This is a genomic window from Cellulosimicrobium sp. I38E, from assembly GCF_001647255.1.
Taxonomy (GTDB): Bacteria; Actinomycetota; Actinomycetes; order Actinomycetales; family Cellulomonadaceae; genus Cellulosimicrobium; species Cellulosimicrobium cellulans_E.
The window spans coordinates 116,323-130,992 of sequence record NZ_LUAZ01000039.1; the positions used below are offsets into that span (position 1 = coordinate 116,323).

16 protein-coding genes are annotated in these 14,670 nt (G+C 74.6%); 12 read left to right on the forward strand and 4 right to left on the reverse strand.

Features of this window, described 5'->3' with window-relative positions; all coding sequences use genetic code 11:
- Positions 1-3: 3 nt before the first annotated feature.
- Entirely contained in the window at positions 4-423 is a 420-nt protein-coding gene (locus A0J59_RS13490; RefSeq protein ID WP_064316436.1) for a VOC family protein, read from the reverse strand.
- A gap of 225 nt (positions 424-648) precedes the next feature.
- Between A0J59_RS13490 and A0J59_RS21835 the strand changes: the two genes are divergently transcribed.
- From A0J59_RS21835 to A0J59_RS13510, 4 genes are all read left to right on the forward strand, one after another.
- Positions 649-990: an S-adenosylmethionine decarboxylase family protein gene (locus tag A0J59_RS21835; protein ID WP_064316437.1), complete on the forward strand. Its 342-nt coding sequence runs from the start codon at positions 649-651 to the stop codon at positions 988-990.
- Positions 987-1,742 carry a DUF4178 domain-containing protein gene (locus tag A0J59_RS13500; protein ID WP_064316438.1) on the forward strand — a complete coding sequence of 252 codons (756 nt, stop codon included), beginning with the start codon at positions 987-989 and terminating at the stop codon, positions 1,740-1,742. Before A0J59_RS21835 ends, A0J59_RS13500 begins: the two co-directional genes overlap by 4 nt.
- A 75-nt stretch (positions 1,743-1,817) precedes the next feature.
- Complete coding sequence (locus A0J59_RS13505) at positions 1,818-2,051, forward strand: DUF350 domain-containing protein (protein WP_047231757.1); 234 nt, start codon at positions 1,818-1,820, stop codon at positions 2,049-2,051.
- A 2-nt stretch (positions 2,052-2,053) separates the two neighbouring features.
- Positions 2,054-3,700, forward strand: a complete 1,647-nt coding sequence (locus A0J59_RS13510; RefSeq protein ID WP_255365213.1) for a polyamine aminopropyltransferase — start codon at positions 2,054-2,056, stop codon at positions 3,698-3,700.
- Here the strand turns inward: A0J59_RS13510 and A0J59_RS13515 are convergent.
- A complete protein-coding gene (locus tag A0J59_RS13515; protein WP_064316439.1) occupies positions 3,694-4,710 on the reverse strand; it encodes an LLM class flavin-dependent oxidoreductase in 1,017 nt (338 codons plus the stop codon). The genes A0J59_RS13510 and A0J59_RS13515 overlap by 7 nt on opposite strands.
- A gap of 99 nt (positions 4,711-4,809) precedes the next feature.
- Here A0J59_RS13515 and A0J59_RS13520 point away from each other — a divergent pair, with 99 nt between their 5' ends.
- Positions 4,810-5,973: a serine hydrolase gene (locus tag A0J59_RS13520; protein ID WP_064316440.1), complete on the forward strand. Its 1,164-nt coding sequence runs from the start codon at positions 4,810-4,812 to the stop codon at positions 5,971-5,973.
- A 51-nt stretch (positions 5,974-6,024) separates the two neighbouring features.
- On the opposite strand, the gene A0J59_RS13525 is transcribed toward A0J59_RS13520, so the two are convergent.
- A complete protein-coding gene (locus A0J59_RS13525; RefSeq protein ID WP_053369176.1) occupies positions 6,025-6,456 on the reverse strand; it encodes a YdeI/OmpD-associated family protein in 432 nt (143 codons plus the stop codon).
- A 113-nt stretch (positions 6,457-6,569) separates the two neighbouring features.
- On the opposite strand from A0J59_RS13525, the gene A0J59_RS13530 reads away from it, so the two are divergent.
- From A0J59_RS13530 to A0J59_RS13560, 7 genes are all read left to right on the forward strand, one after another.
- Entirely contained in the window at positions 6,570-7,304 is a 735-nt protein-coding gene (locus A0J59_RS13530) for a DedA family protein (RefSeq protein WP_064316441.1), read from the forward strand.
- 113 nt (positions 7,305-7,417) lie between these two features.
- A complete protein-coding gene (locus A0J59_RS13535; protein ID WP_064316442.1) occupies positions 7,418-9,232 on the forward strand; it encodes a bifunctional lysylphosphatidylglycerol flippase/synthetase MprF in 1,815 nt (604 codons plus the stop codon).
- Entirely contained in the window at positions 9,229-10,062 is an 834-nt protein-coding gene (locus tag A0J59_RS13540; protein WP_064316443.1) for a hypothetical protein, read from the forward strand. Before A0J59_RS13535 ends, A0J59_RS13540 begins: the two co-directional genes overlap by 4 nt.
- 95 nt (positions 10,063-10,157) lie before the next feature.
- Positions 10,158-11,405: a MalY/PatB family protein gene (locus A0J59_RS13545; protein ID WP_064316444.1), complete on the forward strand. Its 1,248-nt coding sequence runs from the start codon at positions 10,158-10,160 to the stop codon at positions 11,403-11,405.
- 100 nt (positions 11,406-11,505) lie between these two features.
- Positions 11,506-11,796, forward strand: a complete 291-nt coding sequence (locus tag A0J59_RS13550; protein WP_047231763.1) for a DUF1905 domain-containing protein — start codon at positions 11,506-11,508, stop codon at positions 11,794-11,796.
- 185 nt (positions 11,797-11,981) lie between these two features.
- On the forward strand, positions 11,982-13,478 hold the full coding sequence (locus A0J59_RS13555) for a hypothetical protein (RefSeq protein ID WP_064316445.1): 1,497 nt from the start codon (positions 11,982-11,984) through the stop codon (positions 13,476-13,478).
- Complete coding sequence (locus A0J59_RS13560; protein ID WP_064316446.1) at positions 13,475-14,155, forward strand: hypothetical protein; 681 nt, start codon at positions 13,475-13,477, stop codon at positions 14,153-14,155. Before A0J59_RS13555 ends, A0J59_RS13560 begins: the two co-directional genes overlap by 4 nt.
- 44 nt (positions 14,156-14,199) lie before the next feature.
- On the opposite strand, the gene A0J59_RS13565 is transcribed toward A0J59_RS13560, so the two are convergent.
- Complete coding sequence (locus A0J59_RS13565; protein ID WP_156533027.1) at positions 14,200-14,625, reverse strand: hypothetical protein; 426 nt, start codon at positions 14,623-14,625, stop codon at positions 14,200-14,202.
- Between the last annotated feature and the right edge of the window lie 45 nt (positions 14,626-14,670).

Here is a 14,670-nt window from a genome sequence, read left to right on the forward strand (position 1 = left end):
CGGTCAGGGCGCCGCGTCGCCGGCGACGTTCACCAGCCACCCGACCCCGAACCGGTCGGTGAGCATGCCGAACTCGTCTCCCCACGGCGCCGTCTCCATCGCCATGACCTCCTGCGCGCCGTCGGACAGCGCGGCGAACCACGCGCGGAGGCGATCGCGGTCCTCCGGTGCGCCGAAGAGCGCCACCGACGCGTGGTCCGTGAGCGTCGTCCCCGGCGGCACGTCCGACGCCATGAGCGTCCCGACGCCCTCGATCGGGAGCTGGGAGTGCATCACCTTCTTCGCCTGCGCCGGGTCGTCCACCGGGCCGATCGAGTCGTACGTGCTGATGTCCGGCGCGACGCCGAACACGGTGCCGTAGAACTCGACGGCCTCACGGGCGTCGCCGTCGAAGTTCAGGTAGGGGCTGAGCTGAACGGCCATGATGGCCTCCTCGTCGAGATGGACCTGACTCCTGTGTGGACGGTCCGGCGCGGCCGGACTGAGCGGTCCCCACCCTCGACCTCGGGTCTCGCGTCGCGGAGGCGCCGGCCGGCGGGCGGCGCCCGTCGGCTAGGGTGTGCGCGGCCCGACGGCGCGGCCACCGGACCGCGGGCGGCTCACCCGCGTGCGGCCCACGGACCGAGGAGCGCGACAGGGGGAGCGGGCGTGCAGCGCAACCTCGTCCACGTCTTCGACGTGACGGGCGCGGACCCCGCGCTGCTCGACGACGACCCGACCGTCCGCGGGTGCCTCGACGCGATCGTCCGGCACGCGGGCATGACGCCGCTCGGCGAGGCGTCGCACCGGTTCGAGCCCCAGGGCACGAGCGTCGTGATCCTGCTCGCCGAGTCGCACCTCGCCGTGCACACGTGGCCCGAGCTCGGGACCGCCTACGTGACCCTCACGACCTGCCGGGCCCCGGCGTCCGCCACCTTCACCGACGACGTGCGCGCCCTGCTCGCCGACGCGCTGGGCGCGGCCGACGTCGCCGTGCGGAGCCTCGTGTGAGCCGGACGCGCCCCCGGCTCGCGCTGCGCGTGGGCGAGGACCTCGTCGGCACGCCGCCCCAGCGCGCGACGCCGCGCGCCGTCGCCGTCCTGTCGACCGTGCACGGCGGCACGACGTTCACGTGGGAGGAGTGGCAGCTCCTCGCCCACGACGGCTCGGACGTCTGGATCGAGTACGACCACGACACGCGCGACGTCACGCTCCTGCACCCGACCGAGGCGTGGCCTCCGGTCGTCGACCTCTCGGCGCTGCACACCGGGCGCACCCTCTGCCTGCGCCTCGACGGGCGGCAGTACTCGCTCGTCGTGCGCGAGCGCGGGACGGGCCGGGTCGAGCACGTCGAGGGGCAGTTCGCCGAGCCGTTCGTCGTGGGGCAGCACGTCGAGTACGTCGACCTCTCGGCCCACGGGACGGTCGTCTCGATCGAGCGCACGACCGGCCCGCTCGGCCCCGTGACCGCCGTGTACCGCGGCCGGCGCATCGACGTCGTGGAGCAGCGTCGCCTGTTCGGGCGCCGGGTCGCGCCGCGCACGCTCCCCGGGGGCCGGTTCGTGGCCTTCGCGGTCGCCGCCGTCGTGCTCGTCGGGCTCGCCGCCTCGTGCACGGCGCGCGCCGCGACGAGTGACGGCTCGTGCACGCCCCGGACCGTCGAGACCGTCGCACCGTCCGGCGAGGTGACCACCACCGAGCAGGACGGCACGTGCGTGCGCCGCACCGTCTACGGCGGCGGGGGCGGCGGGCTCGGCAAGTGACCCGCTCGCCCGTCGAAACCCTCGTCGAACCCGTAACCCGACCGCCCGTCCCACGACCTGACCCCGGGAGACACCGTGATCGCAACCGCCGCCGCCCCGCTGGCGTTCCTCTGGTCCTTCTTCTCGACCATCCTGTACTCGGCGCTCGGCATCGTCCTGCTGCTGGTCACGCTCGTGGTCGCGAACAAGGTGTTCCGGCTCAACCTCCACCGCGAGCTCGTCGACGAGCACAACGTCGCGTTCGGCGTGATGATCGCGGGCCTCGCCGTCGCGATCGGCCTCATCATCGCGGGGACGATCAGCTCCTGACCGTGCTCGACCAGCAGGAGCTCCCGCCCGGCCGCCCGCCCGAGACCGCCGCGGACGACTCGGGCGACGCCGCGCCCCCGGCCGGGCGGACCGGCCGCACACGCCCGATGGACCGGCCGACGGTCTTCGCCGCCGCGCTGCTCGTCGCCGTCGGCGGCCTCGTCTACGAGCTCATCCTCGGGACGGCGGCGTCGTACCTGTTCGGCGACTCCGTCGTCGCGTTCTCCGTCGCGACGGGGCTCACGCTGTTCGGCATGGGCCTCGGCTCGCTCCTCGCGCCGCGGCTCCAGCGCACCGCGGGGCTGAGCTTCGTGCGCAACGAGCTCGTGCTCTCGCTCCTGGGCGGCACGTCCGTGCTCGCCCTGTTCTGGGCGTACGCCCAGACCGAGCTCGCGTGGGTCGTGTTCGTCGTGCTCTCGCTCGCGATCGGCACGGCGATCGGCGTCGAGATCCCGCTGCTCGTCGCGGTCCTCAAGGAGCGGGGGAGCGAGGGGTCCGTCTCGCTGCTGTCGAAGGTGCTCGCGCTCGACTACTTCGGGGCGCTCGCTGCGTCCCTGCTGTTCCCGTTCCTCCTGCTGCCGTACCTCGGGCTCGTCCGCACCGCGTTCGCGGTCGCGGTGCTCAACGTCGCCGTCGCGGCGTTCATGCTCGCGCGCATGGGCCACCCGCCGCGGTGGACCGCGCTCGCCGCCGTGACGCTCGTGGTGCTCCTCGCGGGGTTCGCCGCGTCCACGTGGCTCGAGACGCGCATCAGCGCGGGGATGTACCAGGACCCGGTCGTGGCGCAGGAGCGCAGCGCGTACCAGCAGGTCGTCGTCACCGAGTACCGCGGTGACACCCGCCTGTACCTGGACAACCAGCTCCAGTTCTCCTCCGTCGACGAGGCCCGCTACCACGAGACCCTCGCGCACGCGGCGATGACGTCCGTCGCCGCGCCCGCGTCCGTCGCGATCCTCGGCGGCGGCGACGGTCTCCTCGCGCGCGAGGTGCTCCGGTACGAGTCGGTGCAGGAGGTCACGCTCGTCGACCTCGACCCCGCGGTGACCGACCTCGCCCGTGACAACCGGCTCCTCACCGACCTCAACGAGCACGCGCTCGACGACCCGCGCGTGAGCGTCGTCAACGCCGACGCCTTCCGGTGGGTCGAGGACACGCCTCGGACGTTCGACGTCGTGCTGGTCGACCTCGTCGACCCGTCGACCGAGCGCGTCGCCAAGCTGTACTCGCAGGAGTTCTACGGCATGGTCGCGGCGCACCTGCGGCCGGGCGGCGCGTTCGCGACCCAGGCGACGTCCACCTACTTCACGCCCGACGCGTTCTGGCAGGTCGTGTCCACCGTCCGCGCCGCAGCACCGGACCGAGCCGTCGTGCCGCTCACGGTCAACGTCCCGTCGTTCGGCGAGTGGGGCTTCGCGCTCTCCCTCGCGCCGGGCGGGGCTGCACCCGGGGCCGGGGAGCCCGACGACGTCCCCGGGCTCTTCGCGCGCACGCCGCTCCCCGAGGGCCTGCGGTTCCACGACGCGGCGTCGCTCGCCGCGACCACGCACCTGCCCGCCGACAACCCGCCGCGCGACCTGCCGCCGTCGACCCTGCTGTCCCCGACCGTGCAGCGCACGTACCAGGAGGACATGCGCGCCTGGCGCTACTGAGCGGTGTGCGCCACCGCCTCCAGCGCGTCGAGCGCCGCGAACGGGTCGTCCGGGCGGGCCGGGTCGGGGCTCGTCGCGACGAGCACGACGCTCGACACCCCGCCCGCGCCGAGCTCGTCGAGCCGGGCGCGGAAGGCATCGGGCGGACCGACGACGGCAAGCGCGTCGACCCACGCGTCCGGCATCGCGGCGGCGAAGGCCTCGGGGGTGTCGCTCGCGTCGCGCAGGGCGCGGAAGTCGGCGGCGAACGGCAGCGGGTCGATCTGCGCCGACCAGTCGGCCTCGCCCAGGACGGCGAGGTGCGGCCGGACGATCGCGCGGGCGGTCGCGACGTCGTCGTGCACCGCGCCGATGGCGAAGGCGACGACGCGGTGCTCGGGCGGGGCCGCGTCGCCGGCGCTCGCGCGCCCCGCGTCGATCGCGGTGCGCGCGACGGCCAGGTACTCCGGGGTCACGGGCATGTCGAGGATCGTCCCGTCGGCGACGCGGCCCGAGACCTCGAGCGAGCGCGGGCCGCGCACCCCGGCGAGCACCGGCGGCGGCGAGGCGGGCGGCGCGTGCAGCGCGACCTCGTCGATCGTGACGTACCGGCCCGAGACGGAGACGCGCTCGCCGTGCAGCAGCGCGCGCACGGCCGACGTCGTCTCCTCGAGCATCGCGAGCGGGCTCGCGGGCCAGACGCCGATCTGCCGCATCCACGCGGGCATGCCGTGCCCGAGCCCCAGGTGCAGACGGCCGGGGTGCAGGGCGGCGAGGGTCGCGGCCTCCATCGCGGCGGTCGACGGCGCGCGCGTCGCGGCGGGGAGGATCCCGATGCCGACGGTGAGGCGCTGCGTCGCGGCGAGGACGGTCGCGGCCTGCGCGATCCCGCCGTGGAACGTCAGGTCCTCGACGACCCACACCTCGTCGAGGCCCACCTCCTCGGCGCGGCGCGCGAACGGCACGATCTGGTCGGCGGGGAGCTCGCGCGGCAGGATCACGCCGAGCGCGGGGGTCGTCGAGGTCGCCATACGGCGACCGTACTCTGACAGCGCTCCCACCTGCGAGGTCGCCCGGGACGGGCCGCAAAGTCCTGGCGGTCTGCGCAGCGCGGCGCCTACCGTCGGGGCATGACCGCGCTCGACGACGCCGCCCTCTCCGCCCTCGACACGCAACTGCGCGCGGCGGCCGATGCCGACGCGTTCTCCGGCGTCGTGCGGATCGAGCGCGACGGCGACCCGCTGTTCGAGCGCGCGTACGGCGTCGCGTCGCGCCGGTGGGGCGTCCCCGTCCGCACGAGCACGCGGTTCGACGTCGCGTCCGTGACCAAGCTCTTCACCGCCGTCGCGGTGCTCCAGCAGGTCGGGGAGGGGCGGCTCGGGCTCGACGACCGCATCCACGACCACGTCGACCTCGCGGGCACGACGATCCCGAGCGGGGTGACGGTCCGGCACCTGCTCACGCACACCTCGGGCATCGCGGACGACGCCGACGAGGAGGCCGGCGAGTCGTACGAGGCGCTCTGGGTCGACCGGCCGAGCTACTCCGTGACGCGCACGGCCGACTTCCTCCCCGGCTTCGTCCACAAGGAGCCGAACTTCCCGCCGGGGGAGGGGTGCCGGTACTGCAACGTCGGGTTCGTCCTCGCGGGCCTCGCGCTGGAGAAGGTCGCCGGGACGACCTACCGCGAGTACGTCCGCGAGCACGTCTTCGCGCGGGCGGCCATGGACCGCTCCGGGTTCTTCCGCATGGACGAGGCCGAGCCCGACGTCGCGGAGGGTTGGGAGCCGGTCCACGAGGGCCCGGACGACGAGGGGCCCGTCACCAGCTGGCGGCAGAACATCTACTCCTACCCGCCCGTCGGCTCGCCCGATGGCGGCGCGCACGTCACCGCGCGCGACCTCGCACGGTTCTGGTCCGCGGTCCGCGGCGGTGAGCTGCTGCCGCCCGACCTCACGCGCGCGTTCCTCACCCCGCAGGTCAAGCACGACGACGGCGACACGGACGAGACGGACGGCAAGGACGCTGAAGGCGTGGAGCGGGCTGCGAGCGTGCACTACGGGTTCGGGCTCGAGTTCGAGCTCCTCGCCGACGGGTCCGTGCGCTCCGCGTACAAGGAGGGGATCAACACCGGGTCGAGCGCGATGCTGCGCCACTACCCGGGCGCGGGCCGATCCGGCCCGGACGCTTTCCCGCCGGCCGGGGCGCCCGGGGTGACGGTCGTCGTCGTGTCCAACGGCGAGGCGGGCGCCTGGGGCCCGGTGCGGCAGATCGACGCGCTCGTCCGCGGCTGACCGAGCCGGCCGGCTGACGGGGTGACGGGCAGCGCACGGCACAGACGCCGTTCACGAGAGCGACGCGACCGCCTTCTCGATGCGGCGCTGCCGGGTCTCGGCGGCCTTCGCCGACGCCACCGGCTCCACGATCGCTCGCTGCCGCGAGAACGAGAGGGTGTCGAACGACTCCCGTGCGCCGGCGTCGTCGAGCGCGCGGGCGAGGTCGTCCGGGACGTCGACCGTGCGCGGCGCGTCGTCGACCTCGAGGTCGACCTCCACCTCGTCCCCCGCCGCGACCCCCGCCGCCTCCCGGTTGGCCGCGCTCAGCGAGACGACGAACTGACCCCGGTAGAACACGAGCGAGGAGCGGTAGCTGTGGTCGCCGATCGTCACGAGGACCGGGACCTTGCGCCCCCGCCCGAAGGACAGCGCGACGTCCTCCGGGACGGGCAGGCCCGTCGTCGTGCCGCCGCTCGCCTCGACCGTCGTGGTGATCCGCATGCGCTCCTCCTCCGGGCCGGCCGGGCGATCCCGGCGCTCCCCCACGAGACCTCCACACGCTCTCGAACTCATCGGCCCTCGGGCACCCGGTCGCTCGCCTAGGCTCGTGAACCATGCCCTCCGGACTCTCCGCCGCCCTCTCGGCCGCCCTGCCCGCCGCGTCGACGGCGGAGCCCGCGCTCGACGGCGTGGCGGGTTGGGCCGTGAACCTCATGGAGACGCTCGGCCCGGTCGGCGCCGCCATCGCGATCGCGCTCGAGAACCTGTTCCCGCCCCTGCCGAGCGAGATCATCCTGCCGCTCGCGGGCTTCACCGCGAGCCAGGGCAGCTTCGGGCTCGTCGAGGCGATCGTCTGGACGACGGCCGGGTCGATCGTCGGGGCCCTCGCGCTCTACGCCGTGGGAGCGATCATCGGGCGCGAGCGCACGCGCTGGATCGCGGAGCGGCTGCCGCTCGTCAAGGTCGCGGACGTCGACCGCACCGAGCAGTTCTTCCTCAAGCACGGTGGCGCGACGGTCTTCTTCGGCCGCTTCATCCCGATCTTCCGCAGCCTCATCTCGATCCCGGCCGGGGTCGAGCGCATGCCGCTGTGGAAGTTCACCGCGCTCACCGCCGCGGGCAGCGCGGTGTGGAACACGATCTTCGTCTACGCCGGGTACGCGCTCGGCGAGCAGTGGCACGTCGTGGAGGAGTACGCGGGCGTGCTCCAGAAGGTCGTCATCGCGGTCGTCGCGGCCGCGGTGGTGTGGTTCGTCGTCACGCGCGTCTGGCGCTGGGTGCACGACGACGAGCGGCCCGCCCACGCGCGCGGCGGACGGTCGTCGGCGCCCGCGCGCGACGACGCCTGATCCTCCCCGCCGGCTGACGGACGCGGCGCCGTGCCTCTCGGGGCGCGCGTCGTCGTCGCGTCCCGAGGTCGGCCGCCCGCGCGGTCGGGCCGGGCCTGACGGATGATCGGAGCGTGCCCGACGAGACCCCCCACCCGAGCGCGCCGCCGAGCCAGTCCCCGAGCGCGTCGTCCGGCGCGTCACGGTCCGCGCCGCACGCCGCGCTCGTCGCGACCGGTCGACACTCCCCGCTCGCGGCCCAGCGGCACCGCGTCCGCGTGCGCCGGGTCGCCGCGACCGTCGTCGTGGTCCTCGCGGTCCTCTCGCTCGTGGGCCTCGTGGCGCGGCGGTTGTGGGTTCGGCTCTCGCTCTACCAGGACCTGATCCCGGGGCTCGAGGCGAGCAGCCACGCGTCGAGCATCCTGCTCGTCGCGGTGGTCCTGTTCCTCACGGCGCGCGGGCTGCGGAACGGGCACCGGCTGTCCTGGCTCGTCACGTGCGTGGTGCTGGGGGTCACGGCCGTCGCCCACCTCCTGCACCACCGCCACGCCCTGCCGGCCGTCGTGGTGCTGCTCGCCGTCGGGTGGCTGCTCACGCAGTGGCGCGCGTTCCCGGTGCTGCCGACGCGGCGCGCGGTGCGCCGGGCGGTGCTGCTCCTCGTCGCGATCGGCGTCGCGCTCGTCCTGGTCGTCGTGGGCGTCGCCGTCGTGCTCGCGGCGCGCGACGCGGGCGACGCCGAGCTGGAGAGCGCGGCGCGCGTGCTCGCCGCGGTCGCGACGGTGCTCAACCTCGTGCTCGTGGTGCTCGTGCTCTGGTGGCTGCTCTCGCCGCGGTCGCCCAAGCCCGCGACGCCCGCCGAGCACGTCGCCGAGCGCGAGAAGGCGCGCGCCGTCGTGGCCGCGCACGGGGGCGGCACGCTCGACTACTTCGCGCTGCGCGACGACAAGGACTGGTTCTTCGTCGGACATGGCGTCGTCGCGCACTCGGTGCGCAACGGCGTGTGCCTCGTCTCGCCCGACCCGGTGTGCCCGGCCGACGAGCGCGAGCTCGTCTGGGCCGAGTTCCTCGACCACGTGGGGCGCAACGGGTGGAAGGTCGCGGTCGTGGCGGCGGGGGAGCCGTGGCTGCCCGTGTACGAGGCGTCGGGCCTGCTCCCGGCCTACCTCGGCGACGAGGCGACCGTCGACTGCCCGTCGTTCAGCCTCGAGGGCAAGGCCCACAAGTCGCTGCGCCAGGCGGTGAACCGCGTCGCGCGCGCCGGCTACACGACGACGTTCCACGACCCCACGGCCCTCGACCCCACGCTGCGCGACGAGATCTCCGCGATGAGCGACGAGTCCCGGCGCGGCGAGGACGAGCGCGGGTTCTCCATGACGCTCTCGCGCCTGTTCGACCCGCACGACGCCGGGCTCATGCTCTCCGTCACCCGGTCCTCCGAGGGGCGCGTGGACGCGTTCTGCCAGTGGGTGCCCGCGAGCGACATCGACGGCTGGTCGCTCGACGTCATGCGCCGCCGCCTCGACGTGCCCGACCTGCCGAACGGCCTCGTGGACGCGACGATCGTCGCGACGATCGCGGAGCTCGTCGCGCGGGGGCAGCGCGGGCTGGGGCTCAACTTCGCCGTCCTGCGCGAGCTCATGGAGGGCGAGCGCGACTCGCGCCTCGACCAGCTCGTGCGGCCGGTCGTCAAGAAGTTCTCCGAGGGCACGCAGGTGGAGACGCTCGCGACGTTCAACGACAAGTTCGACCCGGGCTGGACGCGCCGCTACGTCGTCCTCGACTCGGCGGAGCAGGCCGCCGCGCAGGCGCTCGTCATGGCCGGGGCGGAGGGCGTCACGGAGATCCCCGTGATCGGCCGGTTCCTGCGCGGGGTGGGCGCCGCGCCGACGGAGGCCGCTCCTGCCGCGCCGACGGCCGCACCCGCGGCACCCGGGGACGAGGCCTCGTGATCCTGTCCCTGCTCGCCGCCGTCACGGCGAGCGTCCTGTACGCGGTGAGCACGATCATGCAGGCCGTCGCGACACGGCGCGCCCACGGCCTGGCGGCCGTCGCGCAGCCGCTCGTCATCGGCGGGCTCCTGGTCGACGGCGTCGCCTGGCTCCTCTCGCTCCTCGCCCTCGACCATCTGCCGCTGTTCGTCGTGCAGGCCGTCGTCGCGGCGTCGCTGGTCGTCGTCGTGCTGCTCGCGCGGCTCGTGCTCGGCGCGACGCTGCGCCGCACGGACCTCGTGGCGATGGGCGTCGTCGTGGCCGGGCTCGTCGTGCTCGCGCTCGCCGCGGGGGAGCAGCCCGCGACGCACCCGCCGGCGGGTTTCGCGACGTGGGTCAACGTCGCCGGGGCCGCCGTCGCTGTGGGCACCGCCGCCGCCTACCGGCGCGGGCACCCCGTCCTCCTCGCCGTGCTCGGCGGCCTGGGCTACTCCGTCGCCGCCGTCGCCGCGCGCGGCGCCCACGCGTCCGGCGACCTGCTCGACACGGTGCTCCAGCCGCTGGCGATCGCGATCGTCCTCGGCGGTGTCGCGGGCGCGCTCGCGTACCTGCGCGCGCTCGAGCGCGGTGCGGTGGGCACGGTCGCCGCGACCGTGTCCGTCCTCGAGGTGCTCGTCCCCGGGTTCGTCGGGCTCGCGGTGCTCGGCGACGTCGTGCGGGCGGGCTGGGCCGTCCCCGCGGTGGTCGCGACGCTCGCCGCGGTGGGCGGCTGCGTCGTCCTCGCGACGAGCCCGGCGAACGCCGCCGCGGAGGAGTCGGCCCCCGCTGCCGCGACCCCGGAGACGACCTAGGGTGGGCCGGGTCGACCCGCCGAACCCGGGGTCGCTCCCCACCCGGGCGACTTGCTGAGGAGCCGTCCCGGGTTCGGCACCGAGGGAGGAGCACGATGCGCACACCCCTGGACGTCCTCACGCTCGACGAGCTGCGGCGTCGGACGTCGGTGAAGTGGCGGGCGTTCGAGCCTGACGTGCTGCCGCTGTTCGTCGCGGAGATGGACGTCGCGCCGTGCGAGGCCGTGGTCGACGCCGTGACGGCGGCGCTGCGCGCGGGCGACACGGGGTACGACGTCGGCACCACCTACGGCGAGGCGTACGCGCGGTTCGCGGCGCGACGGTGGGGCTGGTCGTTCGACGCGTCGACGTCGCGCACGCTCCCCGACGTGATGCTCGCGATCGTCGAGGTGCTGCGCGTGCTCACGGCCCCGGGGGACGCGGTCGTCGTGAACCCGCCGGTCTACCCGCCGTTCTACGGCTTCACCGCGAACGAGGGACGGCGCGTCGTCGACGCGCCGCTGGGCACCGACGGGCGGCTCGACCTCGACGCGCTCGAGCGCGCGTTCGCCGACGCGACGGGCGTCGCCGCGAACGGGCGCGGCCCCGGGAGCGGGCGCCGCGCCGTCTGGCTCGTGTGCAACCCGCAGAACCCCACCGGCACGACCCATACGCCCGTCGAGCTCGAGGCGGGGCTCGCGCTCGCCGCCCGGTACGGGGTGCGCGTCGTCGCGGACGAGATCCACGCGCCCCTCACCCGCCCCGGGCTCGACGGGCGCCCGGCGACGACCCACACGCCGCTCCTCGCCGTCCCGGGATCGGAGCAGGCCGTGGCGATCGTCTCCGCGTCCAAGGCCTGGAACCTCCCGGGCCTCAAGGCTGCGGCGGCCGTCGGGGGACCGGCCGTCGCCGACGACCTGCGCCGGATCCCGGAGGAGGCGAGCCACGGCGTGCAGCACGTGTCCGTGATCGCGCACGTCGCCGCGCTCGACCACGGCGAGGCATGGCTCGACGCCGTCCTCGCGGGCGTCGAGCGCAACGCGTGGCTCCTCGCCGACCTCCTCGGGGAGCACCTGCCGGAGGTCGGCTACCGCCCCGGCGAGGCGACGTACCTCGCGTGGCTCGACTGTCGAAGGATCGACGGCGCTGCGACGGGCGTCGACCCGGTCGCCGGCGCCGCCGACCCGGCGCCCGCGAAGGACCCGCGCGGTTGGTTCCTCGACCGGGCGCGGGTCGCGCTGGAGGACGGGCGCCGGTTCGGCCCCGGCGGAGAGGGTCACGTGCGCCTCAACCTCGCGACCGGCGTCGACGTCCTCACGGAGGCGGTCGAGCGCATGGGGGAGTCGGTGCGCGCGGCGGTCTGAGCGCGACGTGCCGGCCGTCGAGACGCAACCGCCCGATGACTCCGCGCCGGCCGACCGGTCGGCATACCGACCGACGACCCACCACCCTCCGGAGGACCGCATGCCGTTCGACCCCGTCGCCCTCGACCGCACGTTCACCGCGCCCGTCGGCGTCGACGTCAAGGGCGACACCTGGCCCTGCGTCGAGGTGCCCGACGCGCGAGACCTCTTCGGCTCGCTCCGGTCCGTCCGGGTCGACGCGACCGTCGACGGCGTGCCGCTGCGGAACGTCGGGCTGATGCCCACCGGCTCCGGCGGCCTGATGCTGTCGCTCAACGCGGCCGTGCGCAAGCGCCTCGGCAAGGACGTCGGCGACACGGTCACCGTCCGTCTCGAGCGCCGCCTGAGCTGAGGCAAGGCCGCCCCGGCCACGCCCCGCACGGCGCCGACCCAGCGGGTCGCCGGGTCGCACGGGATGGGCAGTGCTCCCCATCGCGGCGAACGTCCGTGCCGCGTAGCGTCGGCGTGCGACCGTCCAGACGCGGCTGTCGACACGTGCGCGTGAGAGGACACGCGCGGGTGCGGGGAGGAGACGGCATGAGCGGCATGTGGGGCGCCGACGTCCGGGCGCTGCGCGCGCTCGCGTCGAGCCTGCGGTCGGGCGCCGACGCGCTGCGGTCCCACCGCGCGCAGGTGACGTCCGTCGTCGACGTCGCGACCCGCTGGGAGGGCCCCGACGCCGCCGAGTTCCGCAGCGACTGGGCCGCGAGCCTCGGCCCCTCGCTCGCCGCCACCGCGACCCTCCTCGACACCGCGGCCGACCAGCTCGCCGCCGACGCGGACCAGCAAGAGTCCGCGAGCAGCGACGGCGGGGGCACCTCGGGCGGCCCGGGCGGCGGCCCCACGTCGGGGCCGGGCAGCCAACCGACCGTCCCTACGCCGACCCCCGGCGAGTACGCCGCGATGGACGCGGGCGAGCGCGCGGAGTGGCTCGAGAACGCGACGGACGCCCAGGTCGCCGCGCTCTACGCGCAGCTCGTGCGGCTCGGCGTCGACCCCGACTCCCCGGGCTTCTCCGACCTCGCCGTCGCGCACTGGACCCGCGTCGCCGCCGCCGAGGCGGGCTTCGACTTCGCCGACTGGGACCCGTCCGCCGGGGCGTCGGCCAACCGCGAGATCATCGAGGGCGTCTACACGTACTACGGCGAGCTCTACCTCGACAACCCGTGGATGCAGTGGGCCGGCATGGCGGCGATGATCGGGCCGTCGTTCGCCGCCGGGTTCTTCGACCTCGACATGATGCGGCAGCTCGCGCAAGGCGTCGCGAGCGGCGCCCAGGCCCTCCCGCCCGGCGTCGACCGCGCGGCGCTCGACGCGATCGCGACCATGTCCGACGCCGAGCTCGGGCTCTACGAGAACCAGTTCCTCTCGATGCAGCGCGAGATCTTCGTCGACCAGGCCGTCATGCACGAGGCGTACCTGAACGGCGGCATGGAGGAGATGGAGCGGCTGCTCGAGGCCGGCGTCATCGACGACGCCGCGTACCAGGCCTGGGCGGACATCGAGGCCGGGCGAGGCGGCGACGCGCAAGCGCTCGCGGACGGCAACACCGCGCTGCTGTGGCGCGAGCAGAACCAGATCATCGCCGACGACTGGCAGACCATGCGCGGCCACCCCGTCACGGGTGAGGCGTTCACCTATCTCATGACGCTCGTCGGGGAGCCGTCCATCCCGGGCGCGGGCACGTACGCGCAGTACGACCCCTTCACGGTGAGCGTCGAGACGCCCGGCCCGGAGAACCTCGGCATCCCGTTCACGGGCATCTCGTTCGACAACCCCGTCCAGGGGACCGTGACGGTCGAGACGCCGCTCCCGGGCGGCAACATCGCCGACCAGGGGACACGCTGGGAGTACATCTCCAGCGACACGCTGCCCGCGTACCAGCAGCTCGTCACGCAGCACCCGGACCAGGCCGCGCAGATCATCGGCACCGACGTGTCCGACCGGATCGACGACTACCGGCTCACGAACCCCGCACGCATCGGCCGCATCCTTGACAGACTGACCGAGTGGGACGTGGACGTGGACCAGTGAGCCGGCTCGGCGCGGGCGGGCGACGACGGGCGGCGGCGCGGGCTGCGGTCCTCGTGCTCGCCGGGTCGCTCGCCCTGACGGCGTGCACGGTGACGTTCGGCGGCTCGGACGAGGCGACCACGAGCCCGGGCGGGACGAGCACGGCGCCCGGCGAGGCGTCGTCGGGCGGCGATACCGGGACGGCGACGACGATCGAGGACATCGAGAGGGGCGAGCCCATGCGCTGGGACGTGAGCAGGCCGATCACCGCGGAGTCCGTGGGGCTGGGCGAGTCGCAGGCCGTCGTGCAGGTGCCCGACGGCGCGGCGCAGGTCGAGCTGACCCTCCCCGACGGGACGTGGTCGACGACGGCCGAGGAGCTGACGATCCAGCCGCGCCGCGGCTACGTGAGCACGATCAACGTGTTCCGCACCCTGTCCGGCGGGCAGGCGGTCCACGACCAGCTCGTCTCCGACGCCGAGGTCCTCGGCTTCCCCCGCTCCCAGGTCGACCGCTGGCTCGACGAGCTGCCCGCGTCGCTCGACGCGTCGCGCGCGGGCGGGACGCGCGAGCGGACCGGGATCAACGGCTCCAACGGTGACGTCGTGACCTCCGTGCAGATCAGTCACGAGCCCGGCCCGGGAGGCGACGAGAGCATCCGGCTCTGGTACGCGATCAGCCCGGTCACCCCGGACTGACCGCGCGGGAGGCGAAGGACCACCGACCAGCGGCTCTCCGGCGGTCAGGAGCCGGGCGACCAGTGCGGTGACGAGAAGGAGACGGAGATGCTCCCGTCGAGGAAGGTCTCGAGCGTCGCGGAGTAGCCGTCCTGAGGTCTTTCGAAGGTCTCGGCACCGCCGTCCACCCGCCCCGCAGGCTCCCACCCCCGCGAGAGGAGTGCGTCGCGCAGGCGACGGGTCTCGGCTCGAAAGTCGTTCGGACGGTCGGCCTCGACGTCGACGACCGCGATCCCGGGGCCGTCGGTGTCGCACCAGATCTCCCCCGGGGACCCACCCTCCGTGGCGAGGTCGCGCGCGAGCTCCTCGAGCGTCGACCCGTACGCGTCGACCGCCCGCCGGCACGCCTCGTCGCCACTCGTGCCGCAGCCGGCGAGGCAGGCCGCGACCGTCGCCGTCAGGAGGGCCAGTATGGCGGTCCGCGTTCCCATGGCGGTCATTCTGGCCCTGTCGGGAAGGGCAGGTCAGCGCCCCTG